At 74.6% G+C, this 18260-nt stretch carries 13 protein-coding genes and 1 pseudogene; 10 read left to right on the top strand and 4 right to left on the bottom strand.

The features are described 5' to 3' along the window. Positions 1-109 precede the first annotated feature (109 nt). Both ACZ56B_RS04285 and ACZ56B_RS04280 read left to right on the top strand, forming a co-directional pair. Complete coding sequence (locus ACZ56B_RS04285) at positions 110-5179, top strand: DNA repair ATPase (RefSeq protein ID WP_468786081.1); 5070 nt, start codon at positions 110-112, stop codon at positions 5177-5179. A 271-nt stretch (positions 5180-5450) separates the two neighbouring features. Continuing rightward, a complete protein-coding gene (locus tag ACZ56B_RS04280; RefSeq protein ID WP_468786079.1) occupies positions 5451-6245 on the top strand; it encodes an SGNH/GDSL hydrolase family protein in 795 nt (264 codons plus the stop codon). A gap of 141 nt (positions 6246-6386) precedes the next feature. Here ACZ56B_RS04280 and ACZ56B_RS04275 read toward each other — a convergent pair whose 3' ends face one another. Beyond that, positions 6387-7175, bottom strand: coding sequence for an SDR family NAD(P)-dependent oxidoreductase (locus tag ACZ56B_RS04275; RefSeq protein ID WP_468786077.1), 789 nt, complete (start codon positions 7173-7175; stop codon positions 6387-6389). After that, positions 7172-7849, bottom strand: a complete 678-nt coding sequence (locus ACZ56B_RS04270) for a GntR family transcriptional regulator (RefSeq protein WP_468786075.1) — start codon at positions 7847-7849, stop codon at positions 7172-7174. The genes ACZ56B_RS04275 and ACZ56B_RS04270 overlap by 4 nt, the downstream gene beginning before the upstream one ends. A gap of 255 nt (positions 7850-8104) precedes the next feature. Here ACZ56B_RS04270 and ACZ56B_RS04265 point away from each other — a divergent pair, with 255 nt between their 5' ends. Further along, the gene (locus tag ACZ56B_RS04265; protein ID WP_468786073.1) at positions 8105-9244 is read left to right on the top strand and encodes a mandelate racemase/muconate lactonizing enzyme family protein; all 1140 of its coding nucleotides are present in this window, start codon (positions 8105-8107) and stop codon (positions 9242-9244) included. A 184-nt stretch (positions 9245-9428) separates the two neighbouring features. Beyond that, positions 9429-9854, top strand: coding sequence for a hypothetical protein (locus tag ACZ56B_RS04260; protein WP_468786071.1), 426 nt, complete (start codon positions 9429-9431; stop codon positions 9852-9854). A gap of 124 nt (positions 9855-9978) precedes the next feature. Here ACZ56B_RS04260 and ACZ56B_RS04255 read toward each other — a convergent pair. Further along, positions 9979-10140 (bottom strand): annotated as a pseudogene (locus ACZ56B_RS04255) (cobalt ECF transporter T component CbiQ); the annotation flags it as partial. A 75-nt stretch (positions 10141-10215) separates the two neighbouring features. On the opposite strand from ACZ56B_RS04255, the gene ACZ56B_RS04250 reads away from it, so the two are divergent. From ACZ56B_RS04250 to ACZ56B_RS04230, 5 genes are read left to right on the top strand one after another with little or no spacing between them, the layout of a single operon-like run. Further along, a complete protein-coding gene (locus ACZ56B_RS04250; RefSeq protein WP_468786069.1) occupies positions 10216-11814 on the top strand; it encodes an ABC transporter substrate-binding protein in 1599 nt (532 codons plus the stop codon). Positions 11815-11834: 20 nt separating this feature from the next. Next, a complete protein-coding gene (locus ACZ56B_RS04245; protein WP_468786344.1) occupies positions 11835-12803 on the top strand; it encodes an ABC transporter permease in 969 nt (322 codons plus the stop codon). 5 nt (positions 12804-12808) lie between these two features. Beyond that, positions 12809-13753, top strand: coding sequence for an ABC transporter permease (locus tag ACZ56B_RS04240; protein WP_468786067.1), 945 nt, complete (start codon positions 12809-12811; stop codon positions 13751-13753). Next, positions 13750-14862, top strand: a complete 1113-nt coding sequence (locus ACZ56B_RS04235) for an oligopeptide/dipeptide ABC transporter ATP-binding protein (protein WP_468786065.1) — start codon at positions 13750-13752, stop codon at positions 14860-14862. The genes ACZ56B_RS04240 and ACZ56B_RS04235 overlap by 4 nt, the downstream gene beginning before the upstream one ends. Further along, positions 14855-15556, top strand: coding sequence for an ABC transporter ATP-binding protein (locus ACZ56B_RS04230; protein WP_468786063.1), 702 nt, complete (start codon positions 14855-14857; stop codon positions 15554-15556). Before ACZ56B_RS04235 ends, ACZ56B_RS04230 begins: the two co-directional genes overlap by 8 nt. A 180-nt stretch (positions 15557-15736) precedes the next feature. On the opposite strand, the gene ACZ56B_RS04225 is transcribed toward ACZ56B_RS04230, so the two are convergent. Then, complete coding sequence (locus ACZ56B_RS04225; RefSeq protein ID WP_468786061.1) at positions 15737-17038, bottom strand: MFS transporter; 1302 nt, start codon at positions 17036-17038, stop codon at positions 15737-15739. A gap of 623 nt (positions 17039-17661) precedes the next feature. Between ACZ56B_RS04225 and ACZ56B_RS04220 the strand changes: the two genes are divergently transcribed. Beyond that, the gene (locus tag ACZ56B_RS04220; RefSeq protein WP_468786059.1) at positions 17662-18150 is read left to right on the top strand and encodes a DUF6083 domain-containing protein; all 489 of its coding nucleotides are present in this window, start codon (positions 17662-17664) and stop codon (positions 18148-18150) included. Positions 18151-18260: the final 110 nt, after the last annotated feature.

The following is an 18260-nucleotide window of genomic DNA, read 5'->3' as shown; positions in this document are numbered from 1 at the left end:
CGGGCCTCTTCTGGGCTGCGGGGGACTGCCGCGTCTGGGACTGACCGCCCGGCCGGGAGCCGCCGCACAGGGGACGGCGGCTCCCGGCCCCCTTTCCCGAGAGGCAGCCATGACCACCGGCATCCACGAGACCGCCGACACGGCCCCGCGCGAGACGCCCGGCGCCGGTGACCTCCACGGCACGCCCGGCGCGGGCGGCCCCCACGGGGCGGTCGACGCCGGCGCCTACCAGGTGCTGCGCGACCGCCTCGCCGACCGGGCCGCCGAACTCGCCCGGCGCGCCGAGGCGCTGAACCGCCGCCGCGCCGACGAGTCCGGCACGCCGGAACTGCGCCTGGCCGGCACCGGACGGCTGCACACCGACCGCGCCGGTGTGCCCCGCGACATCGCTGCCGTGGGCGACGTGCTCCTCCTCGGGTACGGCGCCCGGCCCCGCCCGGACGGGGACACCGCGGTCGGCGACGTCCTCGCCCTCCACGACCGCGACCTGAACCGGCTGCCCGACGGCGCCGTCCCCGGCCTGCTCGACGACCCCGCCTTCCTGCGCGAGTTCGCCGCCCTGCACCGCTACTACCGCCAGGCACGCCTGCTGCGGCTGCGCCGCGTCGACGGCAGGCTGCTCGCCGTCTTCCAGACCGGCGAGCAGGCCGGCGACATCCGCGTGCTGCGCTGGTCGGTGTCCGAGGACGGCCGGGTGGCGTTCCTGGACGCGCGCGGCGACCGCGACCACGCGGCCGTCCCGCCGGACGACGTCGACTGGACGCCCACCACCCGCGAGGACCACGTCCTCGGCCGCCACCCGCACGTCTCGGTCCGGGGCGAGGTCTTCGTCGACACCCTCGGCGGCACCCTCACCGTCAAGACCGAGAACGACACCGGCACCCCCGACGGCATCCACACCGAGCCGGTCGACGAGCCCCTGCAGTCCCTCGCCGACGCCGAGATCGCCCACGCCCGCGTCGGCCCCCTGATCCTGCTGCGGATCCTGCCCTACAAGGAGACCGCACACCGCTACCTGGTCTTCCACACCCTCACCCGCACCGTCGTCCGCCTCGACGGCATCGGGCAGGGCTGCCGCCGGCTCCCCGAGGACCGGGGCATCGTGTTCCCGGGCGGCTACTGCCTGGCCGCCGGCCCCCACAAGACGTACGAACTCGACACCCGGGGGATGGAGTTCGAGCGCGAGGTGCGCTCGCCGTACGGCGAGGACGTGCTGTACGCCTTCCACGCGCCCGGGCGCGGACGCGGACTGCTGCTGTCGTACAACCTGATCCGCGAGGCGGTCGCCACCCCGCTGACCTGCCACGGCTGGGCGCTGTTCGACGACGGGCTGCTCGCCCTGCTGCGGCCCGACGGCGACGAACCCGCCCGTGTCCACCCCCTCCGGCTGTGGCACTCGCCCTACCTCTCCGACACCCGCGCGGCCGCCCGGTCCGCCGACGGGGGCGTGCTGGCCCGGGTCGGCAACGCCGACCTCGTGCGGGGCGTCTCCGACTGCCTGTCGCTGGCCCGCTCGGTGGCCGGGACCACCCCCACCACCGAGGTGTACGCGGCCCTGGTGGCCGCCTGCGTCCGCGTCCTGGACACCCACCACTGGCTGGGCGAGAGCGAACTCGGGGACCTGCGCACCCCCTTGGAGCAGGTGCGGGACACCGCCGAGCAGGTGCTGGCCGAGTTCGAGACCGTGCGGGACCTCACCCGCCGGGCCGCCGACGCGCTGGAGGAGGCGGCGGAGCGGATCGCCGCGGTGGTGCGCCGGCTGCGCGGCGAGCAGCCCCGCGAGGCCACCGCCTGGGTCACCGGTCTGACCGAACTGCGGCAGGCCCAGGGGCACTTGCTGACCCTGAAGGACATGCGGTACGCGGACCGGGCCCGCATCGACGAACTGTCCGCCGGGGCCGAGGCGGACCTCGCCTCCTTCGGCCGGCGCGCGGTCGCCTTCCTGGCCCGCGAGGACGCCTTCGCCCGGCACCGCGCCGACGTCGAACGGCTCGCCGCCGACGCCGGGGCGATCACCACCGCCGCCGAGGCCGGCCCGGTCACCGCCCGCCTGGACGAACTCGCCGACGGACTGCGCACGGTGACCGAGGTCGTCGCCGGACTCGACATCGGCGACGCCACCGTCCGCACCGCGGTCCTGGAGCGGGTCGCCGAGGCCCTGGGCGGCGTCAACCGCGCCCGCGCCACCCTCGACGCCCGCCGCCGCGGCCTCCTCCAGAAGGAGGCGCGCGCCGGGCTCGCCGCCGAACTCGCCCTGCTCGGCCAGACGGTCACCGGCGCGCTCGCCGCGGCGGACGGCCCCGAGGCCTGCGACGAGCAACTGACGCGGGTGCTCACCCGGCTGGAGACGCTGGAGTCCCGGTTCGCCGAGCTCGACGACGTCCTCGGCGACCTCGCGGACCGGCGCGCCGAGATCCACGAGGCGTTCTCCACGCGCAAGCAGAGCCTCACCGACGCCCGCGCCCGGCGCGCCGAACAGCTCGCCTCCGCCGCCGACCGCGTCCTGGAGACGGTCACCCGGCGCTGCACCGCGCTCGCCGACCCCGACGCGGTGAGCACCTACTTCGCCTCCGACCCGCTCGTCACCAAGGTCCGCCGCACCGCCGACGAACTGCGCGCGCTCGGCGACCGCGTCCGGGCCGAGGAACTCGACGGCCGGCTGCGCTCCGCCCGGCAGGAGGCCGCCCGCGCCCTGCGCGACCGCGCCGACCTCTACGCGGACGGCGGGCGCGTCATCCGCCTCGGCGGCCACCGCTTCGCCGTCTCCACCGAGCCCGTCGACCTCACCGTCGTCCCGCACGGCGACGGCCTCGCCCTCGCCCTCACCGGCACGGACTACCGCGCCCCCGTCACCGACCCCGCCCTCCTCGCCGACCGCCCCCTGTGGGACCGGCACCTGCCGTCCGAGTCGCCCGGCGTCTACCGCGCCGAGCACCTCGCCGCCCGTCTGCTGCACGAGCACGGCGCCGACGCCCTGGCCGCCGCCGACGACCTCGCCGCGCTGGTCCGCCGGGCCGCCGAGGAGGCGTACGACGAGGGGTACGAGCGGGGCGTCCACGACCACGACGCCACCGCGATCCTCCGGGCCCTGCTGCCCCTGTGCGCCGGCGCGGGCCCCCTGCGCCACGAACCCGCCGCCCGCGCCCACGCCCTGCTGTACTGGGCGCACGGCACCACGGCGGCGGAACGCGCCGGCCTCACCCGCCGAGCCCGCTCCCTGGCCCGGGTCCGCGACGCCTTCGGCCCCCCGCCCGCGCTCGACGCGCTGCGCGCGGAACTCGCCGCGGCCGTCGGGCGGTGGGGCGCCGGACAAGGGGGCGACGGACGCGAAGGCGCCGAACGGGGCGGCGGCGACACCGCCGTACGGCCCGAGGCCTGCGCCGCGTACCTCTTCGAGGAGCTGACCACCGGCCCCGAGGGCTTCGTCCTCGCGGCCCGGGTCCGCTCCCTGCTCGACGCGTTCCGCGGCGCGGTCACCACCGGGGCCTACGACGAGGACCTCCCCGCCCTCGACGGCCTGGCGGCCCGCCGGCAACTGGTCGAGGCGTGGCTGTCCGCGTACACCGCCGCCACCGGCGTCCCCGTCACCGGCGGCGACCTCGCCGAGGCCGTGGCCGCCGAGCTCTGCCCGGACCTGCCCCGCCACACCTCCGACGCGCCGCTGACCACCACCGTGGAGGGACTGCTCGGCGCCCACCCCCGGATCACCGACCGCCGTCTCGCCCTCCGGCTGGACGAGTTCCTCGCCCGCACCGCGGAGTTCAAGGAGCGCGCTGTCCCCGCGTTCCGCGCGTTCCAGCGCCGGCGCACCGCCCTGGTGGCCGCCGAGCGGACGCGGCTGCGGCTGGACGACCACCGGCCGCGGGTGATGCCGTCGTTCGTCCGCAACCGCCTGGTCGACGAGGTCTACCTGCCGCTGATCGGCGACAGCCTCGCCAAGCAGCTCGGCACCACGGGCGAGGCGGGCCGCACCGGCACCGGCGGCCTGCTGCTGCTCGTCTCCCCGCCCGGTTACGGCAAGACGACCCTGATGGAGTACGTGGCCCACCGGCTCGGCCTGCTCCTGGTGAGGATCAGCGGCCCGGCGCTCGGCCGCGCCGTCACCTCGCTGGACCCCGCCGAGGCGCCGAACGCCACCGCCCGCCGGGAGGTCGAGAAGATCAACTTCGCGCTGGCGGCCGGTGGCAACACCCTCCTCCACCTGGACGACATCCAGCACACCTCGCCCGAACTGCTGCAGAAGTTCATCCCGTTGTGCGACGCCACGCGCCGGGTGGACGGCGTGTGGGAGGGCGAGCCGCGCACCTACGACCTGCGGGGCAAGCGGTTCGCCGTCTGCATGGCGGGCAATCCCTACACCGAGTCGGGCGAGGCGTTCCGGGTGCCCGACATGCTGGCCAACCGCGCCGACGTGTGGAACCTCGGCGACGTCCTCACCGGCAAGGAGGACGTCTTCGCGCTCAGCTTCCTGGAGAACGCGCTCACCGCCAACCCGGTGCTCGCCCCGCTCGCCGGACGCGACCGCGCCGACCTCGACCTGCTGGTCCGCCTCGCCGAGGGCGACCCCACGGCCCGCCCCGACCGCCTCGCCCACCCCTACGCGCCGACCGAACTGGACCGCGTCCTGGCCGTGCTGCGCCACCTGCTCACCGCGCGCCGGACGGTCCTCGCCGTCAACGCGGCCTACATCGCCTCCGCCGCCCGGTCCGACGACGCGCGCACCGAGCCGCCGTTCCGGCTCCAGGGCTCCTACCGCAACATGAACAGGATCACCCAGCGGATCCGGGCCGTGATGAACGACGCCGAACTCGCCGCCGTCGTCGACGACCACTACGCGGCCGAGGCGCAGACCCTCACCACCGGCGCCGAGGCGAACCTGCTGAAGCTCGCCGAGCTGCGCGGCACGCTCACCGCCGACCGGGCCGAGCGGTGGGCCGAGGTGAAGGCCGCCCACGTCCGCGCCCGGACCCCGGACCGCGCGGACCGGGACGCCCTGCCCCGCGCGGTGGCCGCCCTCGCCCTCCTCGGCGACCGTGTCGCCGCCGTCGAGTCGGCCATCACCCGCGCGGCCGGTCACCGCCGGCTCCCGGACGGCCCGACGGTCCGTCACGCACCGCCCAGCGCACCGCAGTCGTCGCCGGGGGAGGCCGCGGGGACCGGACGGAGCGGAGCGGAGTGAGGGCCCGCGCCCGCCTTCCGGGCCCCGTGCGGGGGAGCGGAGACCTCCGCCCGGCGGAGGAGGGCGGGGCCGCGGAGGAGCCCCCGAACTTCATTCTCCCGAAAGCCGATTGAAGGTTTATCTACGCGCGGAGCTCACCCGGCCGAATGATCATTCGGTCATTCCGGACGGCTTTCCTCCGAGGTGTTACCGAGGGGTATCAGGGCCTGCTACAAGCATGGTTGCACGTTTAACCACCCCCGCGATCCCCACCTCCGAAGGGCGGACCGTCGTGTCAGTGCGTTCTGTTCGGGCAACCCTGGCAACCCTCGTCCTGAGTGCCGCGGCCGTCTTCGGCCTGGCGCAGCCGGCTTCGGCCGCCGGCGAGACCTACGTGGCCCTCGGCGACTCCTACTCCTCCGGAGTGGGCGCGGGGAGCTACACCGCCGAGAGCGGCGACTGCAAGCGCAGCACCAAGGCGTACCCGTCCCTGTGGGCGGCCGCCAACTCCCCGTCCTCGTTCCGGTTCGTCGCCTGCTCGGGCGCGACGACGACGAGCGTGGCCGGTGGCCAGCTGAGCGCGCTGGCCTCGTCGACCACGCTCGTCAGCGTCACGGCGGGCGGGAACGACGTCGGCTTCGCGGACGTCATGCAGACCTGCGTGCTGCAGAGCGAGGCCACCTGCGTCAGCCGCGTCGACACCGCCGTGGCGCAGATGCAGAACTCCCTCCCGGGCAAGCTCGACTCGCTCTACAGCGGCATCCGCTCCCGCGCCCCGCGGGCCCACGTGGTGGTGCTGGGGTACCCGCGCTTCTACAAGCTCTCGGGCACCTGCATCGCCGGACTCACCGAGACCGAGCGCCGCGCGATCAACAACGCCTCGGACGTGCTGAACGGGGTGCTCGCGAAGCGGGCGGCCAACGCCGGGTTCACCTTCTCCGGCGTGGTGGACGAGTTCACCGGACACGAGCTCTGCTCGGGCGACGCCTGGCTCCACAGCGTGACGGTCCCGGTCACCAACTCCTACCACCCGAAGGCCGTCGGCCAGTCGAGCGGCTACCTGCCCGCCTTCCGCTCCGTGCTCTAGGCGTGTTGTCCCGGGACGTCGGTGACACGCGTGCCGGGTGCTCGAACGGGTGAGGGCCTTCTGGTCCCGGTGCGGACCGCGACATCCACCGCCGACCGCCAGGAGGCCCTCCTCGAGTCGCCGGGCGGGTTCCGGGTTCGGTCAGAAGTCGTTCGCGCTCCTGGCCGTGAGGCCACCGTCGCAGACCAGGTGACTGCCCGTGACGTACGAGGCGTCGTCGGAGAGCAACCAGGCGGCGGCGCATGCGATCTCGGCGGGATCGGCCATCCGCCCGAGCGGGATCTGCCGTGCCGCGGCCTCTCTCAGACGCGCGCGCTCCGCTTCGAGTTCGTCACCGTCGAGACCGAAGTAGAGCATGGGCGTATCGGTGGCACCGGGCACGACGGCGTTGACGCGGATGCCGTGAGGGGCGAGGTCGATGGCGGCGGCCCGGACGAACGCGGAGACTCCGCCCTTGGACGCTCCGTACGCGCTGTTCGAGCCGCCCGCGAAGCCGACGAAGGCGGAAGGGGACGACACGCACACGAGGGAGCCCGGCCGCCCGGCGTCCCGCAGGACCCGGGCGGCTGTGCGTACGGTCAGGAAAGTACCGGTGAGGTTGACGTCGAGGACGCGGCGCCAGGTGTCCAGGGACATGTGCGGCAGGGGCGCGTTGAGTTCGATGCCGGCGCTCGCGGCCACCCCGTCCACCTGGCCCAGTGCGGTGCCCGCCGCACCGAACGCGTCGACGAGCTCCCGTTCGTCGGTGACGTCCGCCGAGGCCGACCAGACCCTGCGGGCGCCGAACCGCCGGGCCTCGGCCGCCGTCCGCTCGGCGCTCCCGCCGTCGTGGTCGAGGACGCCGACGGCCCAGCCCCGGCGTGCGGCTTCGAACGCGGTGGCGCGGCCGATGCCGCTTCCACCGCCGGTGATCAAGATCGTCCTGGTCATTCGGAGGGGTCCTGGGCAGTTTTGAAATGGGTGTGGATGTGAGCGGTGACGGCGTGGTCCAGTGCGTGCTCGTCACCCGCGCGGAGTGCGCGGATGAGCTCGCGGTGCTGTTCGGCGACCACGGTCGCGTCCGGGTGGTGGCTCGCGTCACGCCGGAAGTAGGCGCGCACGCGGGGCTGGATCGACCGCCAGATCTGCAGGCAGTGCTGCTGCCCGGACAAGGTCACGACCGCCTCGTGGAAGCGGATGTCCTCGTCGGCGAGCAGCGCCGCGTCGGCCGCCTCGGCCGCCTCCTCCATGGTGCGGACGAGTGACTGGAGGTGGGCGTAGTCCGCGTCGGTCAAACGGGGCATCGCCTTGCGGAAGGCGAACTTCTCGAGGGAGACGCGGACCGGTACGAGGACGTTCTCGATCTCTTCCTGGGAGACGCCGAGCACCTCCGTGCCGCGGTACGGATAGGAAATCACCAGGCCCTCCTGCTCCAGCTGGCGCAGCGCCTCACGGACCGGCGCCCGGCTGGTTCCCAGACGGTCGGCGACCCCCGATTCCGTGAGCTTCTGGCCCGCCTGGAGGCGGCCCGAGGTGATGGCCTCGCGCAGGGCGTCCGCGATGGCTTCGCGGCGGGAGGCGAGGGAGGCGGAGGGGAGCGGGGGGAGCGGGGGGAGACCGGACATGGCCGGAGCGTAACAGGATTGTACTTTGTCGACCATCGGGTGCGGTGGCTCCGTCCGGTGGGGCGCGGGCCCATGGAGGCGGGGGTGACGCCTTGCCGCACGGGTGTTCTCGCGGGGATGCGGCGGGCGGCTCGGTGGACTGCGACTGAATCGTCGATTGTCGACAATGATCCGCGCAGTCGGGTACGGTCCCGGATACAGCCGCCGTCGCCTCGTCGGCGCCCGCGGCGACGGCACCCGTCACGAGAGGCACTCATGAGAATCACCAGGGTCGAGACATGCGGTCTTCGCGGAGCGACCCCCGAGGGCGGCTGGTCGAACGAGCTCCGCCCGGACGATGTCGTGCACACGCTCGTCGCCGTCCACACCGACGAGGGCGTCACGGGCATCGGAAGCGCGTTCACCACCGAGGACCTCGTCCGCGGAGCGATCGACCTCCTGCGCCCGCACCTCGTCGGACAGAACCCGGTGGAGGTCGAGCGGATCACCGAAACGCTGCACCGGACCGCGTTCTGGATGGGTCGGGGCGGCTCGCTCACGCACGCGACGAGCGCCGTCGACATCGCTCTGTGGGACATCGCCGGCCAGGCGCTCGGCCAGCCGGTCGGCCGCCTGCTCGGCGGGCGCCACCGCGACCGGGTGCGCCCCTACGCGTCGGTGCTCATGGACGAGGCCGGACCGATGACGGACAACCTCACCGCATTCGTGGAGCAGGGGTTCACCGCCTTCAAGATCGGCTGGTGGAAGTTCGGACGGGTGGACGCCGCCACGGACGAGCGCACCGTCGCCGCCGCCCGCGCCGCGGTCGGCGACCGGCTGCTCGCTGTCGACGCCGGCGGCTCCGAGGGCTTCTTCCCCGGCGATCTGGCGTGGGCGAAACGCACCGCGCGGATGCTCGCCGACTACGACGTGGCATGGTTCGAGGAGGCCCTCGCGCCGGACGACCTCGACGGCTTCGCCGAACTGCGTGCGGGGTCACCCGTCCCGATCAGCGGCGGCGAGGTCCTCACCCGCAGGCAGGGTTTCTCCCCCTACCTGCGGCGCCGCGCCTTCGACATCGTCCAGCCCGACACCACGAAGGGAGGCGGTCTGAGCGAGTCGCGCCGGATCGGCTGGGAGGCCCAGGACCTCGGCATCCGTCTGATCCCGCACGGGTGGAACACGGCCGTCGGCCTCGCCGCCGACCTGCAGCTCTCCTCCGCCCTCGCGTCCACCGACCTCGTCGAGTACAAGACCGGGTCGGCCTATGTGGACGATCTGGTCGCCGGGGGCTGGCGACTGGACGACGACGGCTGCCTCGACATCCCCTCCGGCCCCGGACTCGGCGTGTCCCTCGACCCCGAAGCGGTCGAGAGGTACGGCACGCGACCCGCCTTCGCGGACCCGGGGGCATGAGCGTGCCGTCCGCATTCCCGCGAGAGCCCGGAGGGCCCCCTCGGCATCGGCGCCGAGACCGGCGCTCCGGCGGAGTGCGGGCGTGCCGCCGGCCGAGAGGGGGCGGACACGGGCCGCGGGCGTGGGAGCAGGGACCGGGCAAGGGGGAACCGGCGACATCGTTTCACGAGGACGAAGTGACCGCATGACCGACGTTCATTTTTCTGCCGACGATGCGATCGCCCGCGTGGCGACCGGCGAGGAGGTCACCGCGAAAGTGCACCGTGCGACTCGATGGTTCAAGTGGTTCGTGTGCCTGCAAGCGGCGTTCGCACTGGCTTTCACACTCTCGATCGACGTCTTCACCGTGCCGTACTGGAACGCGTTCGCGCTGTGGTTGCTCGCCACGCTTTCCATCTGGGGCACCGCTTCCGCGCGCCGCCGGTCTGCACCGGTAAACGGCCTGCGGAACACGGGAATTGCGGTAGCGGCGTGGTTCGTGCTGTACACGCTCATGTTTGATCCGGCGTTGCAGCTGGTAGGCGCTTCATCGCCGTGGTGGTGGGCGCTCGCCGGCGTCATCGCGATCACTCCGGTCGTCGCCTGCCTGTCGGCGAGTTCCCGTGAATGAGCCGCCCGCGCGAAGACCCCGATGCGCTCATCCGCCCGCCCGTGAGTTTTTCCTTCTCGTGGCATTGCGCACCCCGGAAGACGTGGACTTCCGGTTCCTTGTCGATCTGCTGGGATTCGGTGCTTCCCCCTCCGTCCCGAACGCTGGCCGTGATGCGTCCGAGCCGCGCCGCCCGCGCCCGGCGCACCCGCCGCGCCGGGGCCGGCGGCAGGAAGCTCATGCGGTACGTCACCGGGGCCACGTCCACGAGCGGCGCGGGCACCCCGGCGCGGTGGGGGAACGGGAGGGGGTGGTGCCGGGCAGGGCCTTGCTGCAACTAATATGCAACAGCGACAGCAGGGCATCAGGGATGTGAGGTTCGATGACGACCCGACGAATACCCCGACGCGTGCGGGGCGCCGCCGTCGCGGCGGCGATGGCCGGCACGGTCGCCGCCTGCTCGGCGCCGGGCGGCGGTACGGACGGCGGCGCGTCCGCCGATTCCGTCGTGATCGGTGTCTCCTCCGAGCCGGACACCCTGAGCCCGCTGCTCGGCTACGGCAAGGACGGCAACTCCAAGATCTTCGACGGGCTCCTCGCCCGTGACGCCGGGCTGAAGCTGAAGCCCGCGCTGGCGAAGGCGCTGCCCGAGATCACCGACGGCGGACGCACCTACACCTACACCCTGCGCGACGGCGTGAAGTTCAGCGACGGCGAGCCGCTCACCGCCGAGGACGTGGTCTTCACGTACCGCACGGTGCTGGACGACAGGACCAACAACACCGCCAAGAGCGAACTGGACGCCGTCGAGGAGGTGCGGGCGGACGGCGACGACAAGGTTGTCTTCACCCTCAAGTACCCCTACGCGGGCTTCGCCGCCCGCACGGTGCTGCCCATCGTCCCCGAGCACGTCGCCGGCGGCCAGGACCCCAACACCGGCTCCTTCAACACACGGCCCGTCGGCACCGGACCCTACGTCCTCGCCGACTGGAGCAAGGGGGAGAAGCTCACCTTCAAGGCGAACCCGGAGTACTGGGGCGGCGCGCCGAAGGTGAAGCGACTCACCATGGCGATCATCGCCGACGACGACGTCCGCGCCACCCGGCTGCGCTCCGGCGACCTCGACGGCGCGGTCCTGCCGCCCAACCTCGCCGCCACCTTCAAGGACGACGGCGACCGGAAGACGTACCGGGCGACCTCCTACGACTTCCGCGCCGTCACCCTCCCGACCGCGCACCCGGTCACCGGCGACACCGCGGTCCGCCGCGCCCTCGACCTCGCCGTGGACCGCGAGGCGATGGTCGACAGGATCCTCGACGGGGCCGGCCGCCCCGCCTACGGACCGCTGCCCGTGGACGACCCCTGGTTCGCCCGGGACGTCGCACGCGACCGGGACCTCGACGAGGCGGGACGCGTCCTCGACGCCGCCGGCTGGAAGCCCGGCGGGGACGGCGTCCGCGTCAAGGACGGCCGCCGCGCCTCGTTCACCCTCTACCACCCCTCCGGTGACAAGGTCCGCCAGGACCACGCCCTCGCCTACGCCTCCGACGCCAAGAAGACCGGCATCGAGGTGAAGGTCGAGAGCGCCACCTGGGAGGTCATCGAACCCCGGATGAAGAGCGACGCCGTCCTCGCCGGCTTCGGCAGCACCGGCGACCCCGACTTCGGCCTCTACACCCTGCTGCACTCCTCCCTCGCCGGCGACGGCTTCAACAACATGGCCCGCTACGACAACCCGGCCGTGGACGAGGCGCTCGAGACCGGCCGCCGCAGCCAGGACCCCGCGGACCGCAAGGCCGCCTACGACGCCCTCCAGCGGGAGCTGGTGAAGGACCCGGGCTACACCTTCCTCACCCACATCGACCACATGTACGTCCTCGCCGACCGCTGGAAGGGGCTGACCACCCAGGTCGAACCGCACGAGCACGGCTTCGCCAGCGGCCCCTGGTGGAACGTCGAGGACTGGCAGCCCCGGACATGACCGCCCTCCCCTGGCGAGAGATGACCCGGCTCGTGGCACGGCGGGCCCTGTTCGCCGTGCCCGTGCTGCTCGTCGTCACCTTCGGCGCGTTCGCCCTCGCCGCCGCCTCGCCCTTCGACCCGGTCAAGGCCTACGCGGGCACCGCCGCGCTCGGCGCCGACCAGGAGACCCTGGACCGGCTGCGGGAGAACCTCGGCGTCGACCGGCCGTTCACCGCACGCTGGTGGGAGTGGCTGACCTCCGCGGTCACCGGCGACCTCGGCCACTCCAGCGTGATGCGGCAGCCCGTGGCCGAGGTGATCGGCGAACGGCTGGTGTGGTCGACCCTGCTGTGCGCCGCCGCGTTCGCCGTCGCCGTCCTGCTCGGCACCGTGCTCGGCGTGCTCGCCGCCCGCCGGCCCGGCTCGCCGCTCGACCGGACCGTCACCTCCCTCGCCTACGCGCTGGAGGCCGCGCCGGTCTTCTGGATCGCCCTGCTCGCCGTCTGGCTGTTCGCCCTGCACCTGGACGTCCTCCCGGCCGGCGGCCTCACCGACACCGGCAGCGACCACGTCACCGCCGGACAGCTCCTGAGCCACCTCGTGCTGCCCGCCGGCGTCCTCGCGGTCTCCCAGCTGCCCTGGTTCACCCTCTACGTCCGCCAGGGCGTCGGCGACGCCCTGGCCGAGGACCCGGCGCGCGGCGCCCGCGCCCGCGGCCTGAGCGAACGCACCGTCCTGCTCGGCCACGCCCTGCGCTCCGGACTGCTGCCGGTCCTCACCCTGATCGGCTCCCGCGTTCCCGAGCTCATCACCGGCGCCCTGCTGGTGGAGACCGTCTTCAGCTGGCCGGGCATCGCCGCGGCCACCGTGGAGGCGGCCACCGCCGTCGACTTCCCGCTGCTGGCCGCGCTCACCACCCTCGCCACCGCCGCCGTCCTCGCCGGAAACCTGCTGGCCGACCTGCTGTACGGACTGACCGACCCGAGGGTGAAGCTGAGTGAGATGTGATCCCCATGGCTGACACCGCCGCGAAGAACGCGGGGAACGCGGAGAGCGCGGAGAGCGCGGTGAGGACGCGCACCGCCGGCCCCGCGGACCCCACCGCGTGGCGCGGGGCCGGTGCCGCCCGCCGCTCCACCCACACCCTGCGCCTGCGCACCTCCGCCGCCCTGGTCGCCGCGACCGTCCTGGCGGTGCTGCTCGTCCCGCCGCTGGTCCAGCTCGACCAGCAGGCCGTCGACCTGGCCGCCAAACTGCGGCCGCCGTCCTGGGAGCACCCCTTCGGCACCGACGACGTCGGCCGCGACCTGCTGCTGCGCTGCGTCTACGGCCTGCGCGTCTCCCTGCTCGTCGGCGTGGTGGCCGCGTTCACGGCCACCGTGATCGGCACCGCCGTCGGCGCCACCGCCGGGGCGCTCGGCGGCTGGGTCGACCGCGTCGTCATGCGCCTGGTCGACACCGTCTCCTCCGTCCCGCACCTGCTGCTGGGCATCTTCATCGTCGCGATGTTCCGCCCGGGCGTCTGGCCGGTGGTGGTCTCCGTGGCCCTCACCCACTGGCTGTCCACGGCCCGCATCGTGCGCGCCGAGGTCCTCTCGCTGCGCTCCCGCCCCTACATCGACGCGGCCGTCTCCGGCGGCGCCTCCCGGTGGCGGGTGGCGGTGCGGCACCTGCTGCCCGGGGTGCTGCCCCAGGCCGGGCTCGCCGCCGTCCTGATGGTGCCGCACGCCATGTGGCACGAGTCGGCGCTGTCCTTCCTCGGCCTCGGCCTGCCCGCCCACACGGCCAGCCTCGGCACCCTCATCCAGGGTGCCCGCGGCTCCCTGCTCGCCGGCCAGTGGTGGCCCACCCTCTTCCCGGGCCTGTTCCTGATCATCCCCACCCTCGCCATCGCCGGGCTCGCCGGAGTGTGGCGGGAGCGGATCAACCCGCGCCGCCGATCGGAGCTGATGCTGTGACCGAGCGAACCGAGCGGACCGAGCGGACCGGACCGGCCGAGCGGACCGGACCGAGCGGACCGGCCGAGCGGATCGAGGAAGTCGTGCGGGCCGGGCGGCCCCCCGTGCTGTCGGTCCGCGGCCTGTCCGTGCGCTTCCTGCTGCCCGGCGGGCGCCGGGTCGCCGCCGTCACCGACGCCCACTTCGACGTGGCGCCCGGCGAGTGCCTCGCCCTGATCGGCGAGAGCGGCTGCGGCAAGTCCGTCCTCGCCTCCGCCCTCCTCGGCCTGCTCCCCGCCAACGCGCAGACCGCGGGCAGCGCGCTGCTCGGCGACCTCGACCTGCTCACCGCCGGCGAACGCACCCTCGCCCGCACCGTGCGGGGCCGCCGGATCGGCCTCGTCCCGCAGAGCCCGGCCGCCCACCTCACCCCCGTGCGCACCATCCGCTCCCAGCTGGAGGAGACGGTCGCCCAGCTCACCGGCGTCCGGGGCCGCGCGGCCCTGCGCGCCGCCGCCGAGCGGGCCGCCGAGCGCGCCGCCTTCCCGCAGGACCACCTCGACCGCCACCCCCACGAGCTCTCCGGCGGCCTCGCCCAGCGCGCCGCCACCGCCCTCGCCCTGGTCGGCGGGGCACCCCTGCTGCTCGCCGACGAACCCACCACCGGCCTGGACCGCGACCTGGTGGACCGCACCGTCGACGAGCTGCGCCGCCACGTCGACGCCGACGGCGACCGGGCCCTGCTGATGATCACCCACGACCTGGCGGCGGCCGAGCGCATCGCCGACCGGGTCGCCGTCATGTACGCGGGCCGCATCGTCGAACTCGCCGACGCCCCCGCCTTCTTCGGCGCCCCCGGCCCCCGTCACCCCTACAGCCGCGGACTGCTCGACGCCCTCCCCGACCGCGCCTTCACCCCCATCCCCGGCCTGTCCCCCGAACTCGGGGCGCTGCCCGACGGCTGCGCCTTCGCCGCCCGCTGCGCACGGGCCACCGACCTCTGCGCGACGCTCCCGCCCCCGACCGGACCGTCCCCGTCCGGATCGGTCGCCTGCCACCACCCGTTCCCGGTCCACGACGGGAAGAGCGACATTCTCCGCACCGCGGCCCCGGAGGACATCCGTGCTTGAACTGCGCGCCATCACCGCCGGATACGACCGACGCGCCCCGGTCTTCCGGGACGCCTCCCTCACCGTCGCCCCCGGTGAGGCCGTCGGCCTGCTCGGCCCCAGCGGCTGCGGCAAGTCCACCCTCGCCCGCGTCGCCGCCCTGCTGCACCGCCCCGACGCCGGGACCCTCCTCCTCGACGGCACGCCCGTACGCCACTGGCGCCACCGCGCCCCCCGCGCGCTGCGCACCGCCTTCGGCGTCGTCTTCCAGCAGCCCCGCCTCTCCGCGGACCCCCGGCTGCGCCTGGCCGACCTGATCGCCGAGCCCCTGCGCGCCACCGGCCGGCGCGCGGAGGCCCCCGCCCGGGTCCCCGAACTCGCCGGCACCGTCGGCCTGACCGCCGACCTGCTCACCCGCCGTCCCCACGAGGTCAGCGACGGCCAGCTCCAGCGCGCCTGCCTGGCCCGCGCGCTGGTGCTCCGCCCCCGCTGGCTCGTCTGCGACGAGATGACCGCGATGCTGGACGCCTCCACCACCGCCGCACTGGTCGCGGTCGTCGAGGAGTACCGCGCGGCGACGGGCGCGGGCCTGCTGGCCGTGGGCCACGACCGGACCCTCCTCGACCGCTGGTGCGACCGCACGGTCCACTGGGACACGGTGACGTCCACCGGGGCGGAGCCGTCCCCCGCGAAGGAGGCGCTGCCCGTCCCGTGAGCGGAGGCCGCCGGATCCGGCGGCACGAGCCGTCGCGTCCCGCGGCGACACCGGCCGCGACCGGGCCGGTGTCCCGCGCGGCGGTACCCGGCGGAGGGCCGGACCGCCTTCGTGACCGCCCCGGGGAGCGGCGAGCCGGGCGCCCGCCCCACGGCCGGGAACGTCACGGCGGCCCCGCGTTCACCGGCCGGCGGGCGCGGGACCGTCCGCCGGCGGCGCGTCGTGCGGGGCCGGAAGCTCCCGTCCCAGGCGTGCGAGGGGGGACAGGGCCATCACCAGGGGGGACAGCAGCATGCCCGCGGCCGCCACCAGGAGGCTGGTGCGCAGCCCCCACTCCTGCGCGAGGAGTCCGCCGGCCAGGGAGCCGAGCGGGGTCAGCCCCATGCCGACGAACGTGATGGTCGCGGCCGTGCGGCCCTGCATCCCGTCCGGAGTGACGGCCTGCCGGACGGCCATGACCGTGACGTTCACCAACTGGCCGCCGAACCCGAACACGAAGCCGGCCGCGAGCAGCGCGGGAACCGTCACCGCGGAGGAGGCGTGCAGCGCGGGCACGCACAGGAACACGCCGTCGCCCAGTACCGCCGCGGCCACGAGCACCGGGCCGTGTCCGAACCGGCCCGGCAGGCGGGCGGCCAGCAGCGAGCCCAGGAGCGCGCCCGGCCCCGCCGCCGCGAGCGCCAGCCCGACGACGGTGCCCGACAGGTGCAGTTCCCGCGGCAGGAAGAGCAGGTAGACGGTCATCATGGCCGCGAAGGAGAACTGGAAGGCGGCCGAGGCCAGGCACACGGTCCGGAGTACGGCGTCACCGGCGACGAAACGCAGGCCCTCGTGGATCCGCCGCCGGACCCGCGCAGGGTGCTCCAGGCGCTCCGGGAGCGATTCCGCCCGGCGGATCCGCCGGATCGACAGGAACGACAGCGCGAAGAACAACGCGCCGGAGGCGACGGCGACCGGAGCCGACAGCAGGGACACCAGCGCGCCGCCGAGAGCGGGACCGCCGATCTGCGCGGCGGACCGGCTGCCCTCGAGCGCGCTGTTTCCCTGCAGCAACTGATCGCGTTCCACCAGCCGCACGAGGGAGGCCTGGTACGCCACGTCGAAGAACACGGACAGCGCCCCGACGGCGAAGGCGACCACGAGCAGCGCGGGCAGGCCGAGCCAGCCGAGGAGGCCGGCCACGGCGGCGGCGCCCAGCATCAGGGTCCGGCCGGCGTCCGTCAGCACCATCACCGTGCGGGTCCGCCACCTGTCCACCCACGCGCCGACGAGGAGCGAGAGCAACAGGATCGGCGCCTGTCCCACCGCGCGCAGGACGCCCAACTCGCCGGCGTCGGCGTGGAACGTCAGGACGGCGAAGAGCGGGAGGACGATCAAAGTGGTGTGTTCACCGAACTGGGAGGCCGTCTGGCCCACCCAGAGCCTGCGGAAGTCGGCGTCCCGCCACAGGCTCGACGGGACGGGCCGGCCGGAACCGGACACGGCGGAGGAGGAAACGGAGGAAGCGGGGGAAGAGGAGGAAGCGGACGGCACGGGAATCCCTCGGGTTGCCGACGGGGCCCGCCACCGGGCACCCGGAGGCGCGCCGGCGGGTTCGGGCGGGGAAGGGCTCGCTGTGCCGCGACATCAAGGGCAGCACGCGATGACGGGCCGGTCACGGCCAACGACGTCAACGCGCGCTCGGAAGACCGACCATGCCTCAGCTCCTCGTGGGTCACTTGTCGCCCCCGAACAGTAGCCCGTGGCGGCTCGACGCGAAAGGCGGTTTCGCCCGCCTCCCGGGCGACCGGGGAGACCGAACCCCGTTCCGGGGAAGGCCGGTTGTGCGTGTCCCCCGCTCAACGGGAAGGCAGCTCGACCGCACCGACCGCACCGACCGCACCGACCGCACCGGCCGCACCGACTGCACCGGCCGCACCGGCCGTACGGGGCGACGGCACCGCGCCGCGCCCGGCGAGGCCGCCCCGGCCCACGCCACGCGTGCCTCCCGGGCCGGCAGGCGCCTCACCGGCCGCGTCCCGCGCCCGCACGCTCCGCCCGGGTGCTCCCGTTGCGACCGGATTGCGCCCTACCCCCCGCCCGCGCCCACGCCGACCCTCGAAGCCATGGGGGATACACACGACCCGCACCTCGTCCCGCTGCCCGGTCCCGACGCCCACCGCCGGCCACCCGCCGGCACCCGGCGGCCGTGGGAGAACGTCGACCGCACCCAGGCCGCCCTCGACGGCGCCACCGGTCCCGAACCGCCCGCACCGCCCCTCTGCCCCGACTGCGGCCTGGCCGGCGAACGCCGGCCCACCTACACCGGACAACACGTCCTCCTCGAACCCGGCTGCACCCTCCCCGCCCACCTCGTCCCCGGCGGGCACCGCTGGCACCTCGACGCCGACGGCACCGCCTGGAACGGCGGCCTCGACGAACCCCCGCCCGGCACCACCTGCCGCATCCCGCACCGGCTCGCCTGCCCCGGCCTCACCCTCGACGAGGTCCGGCCGTGGCGGTGGCTGGAGGCGGTCCGGAAGGCCAACACGGACCGGGCACGGCGGAAGGCGGACCGGGACCGCTTCCCGGGAGCACTGCCCGACGTCGGCTGACCGCCCCCGGTGCCGGGGGGCCCCCCCCCCGGGGGGGGGGGACCGCCCCCCGGCCCACGCCAACGGGTGACGCGGAGGGTCCGTCCTCGGGACCGGTGGAGGCGGGGGGC

Source organism: Streptomyces sp. NPDC034670 (assembly GCF_055574875.1).
Note: the sequence above shows the minus strand (reverse complement) of the source record. Positions and strands in the feature narration are given on the sequence as shown.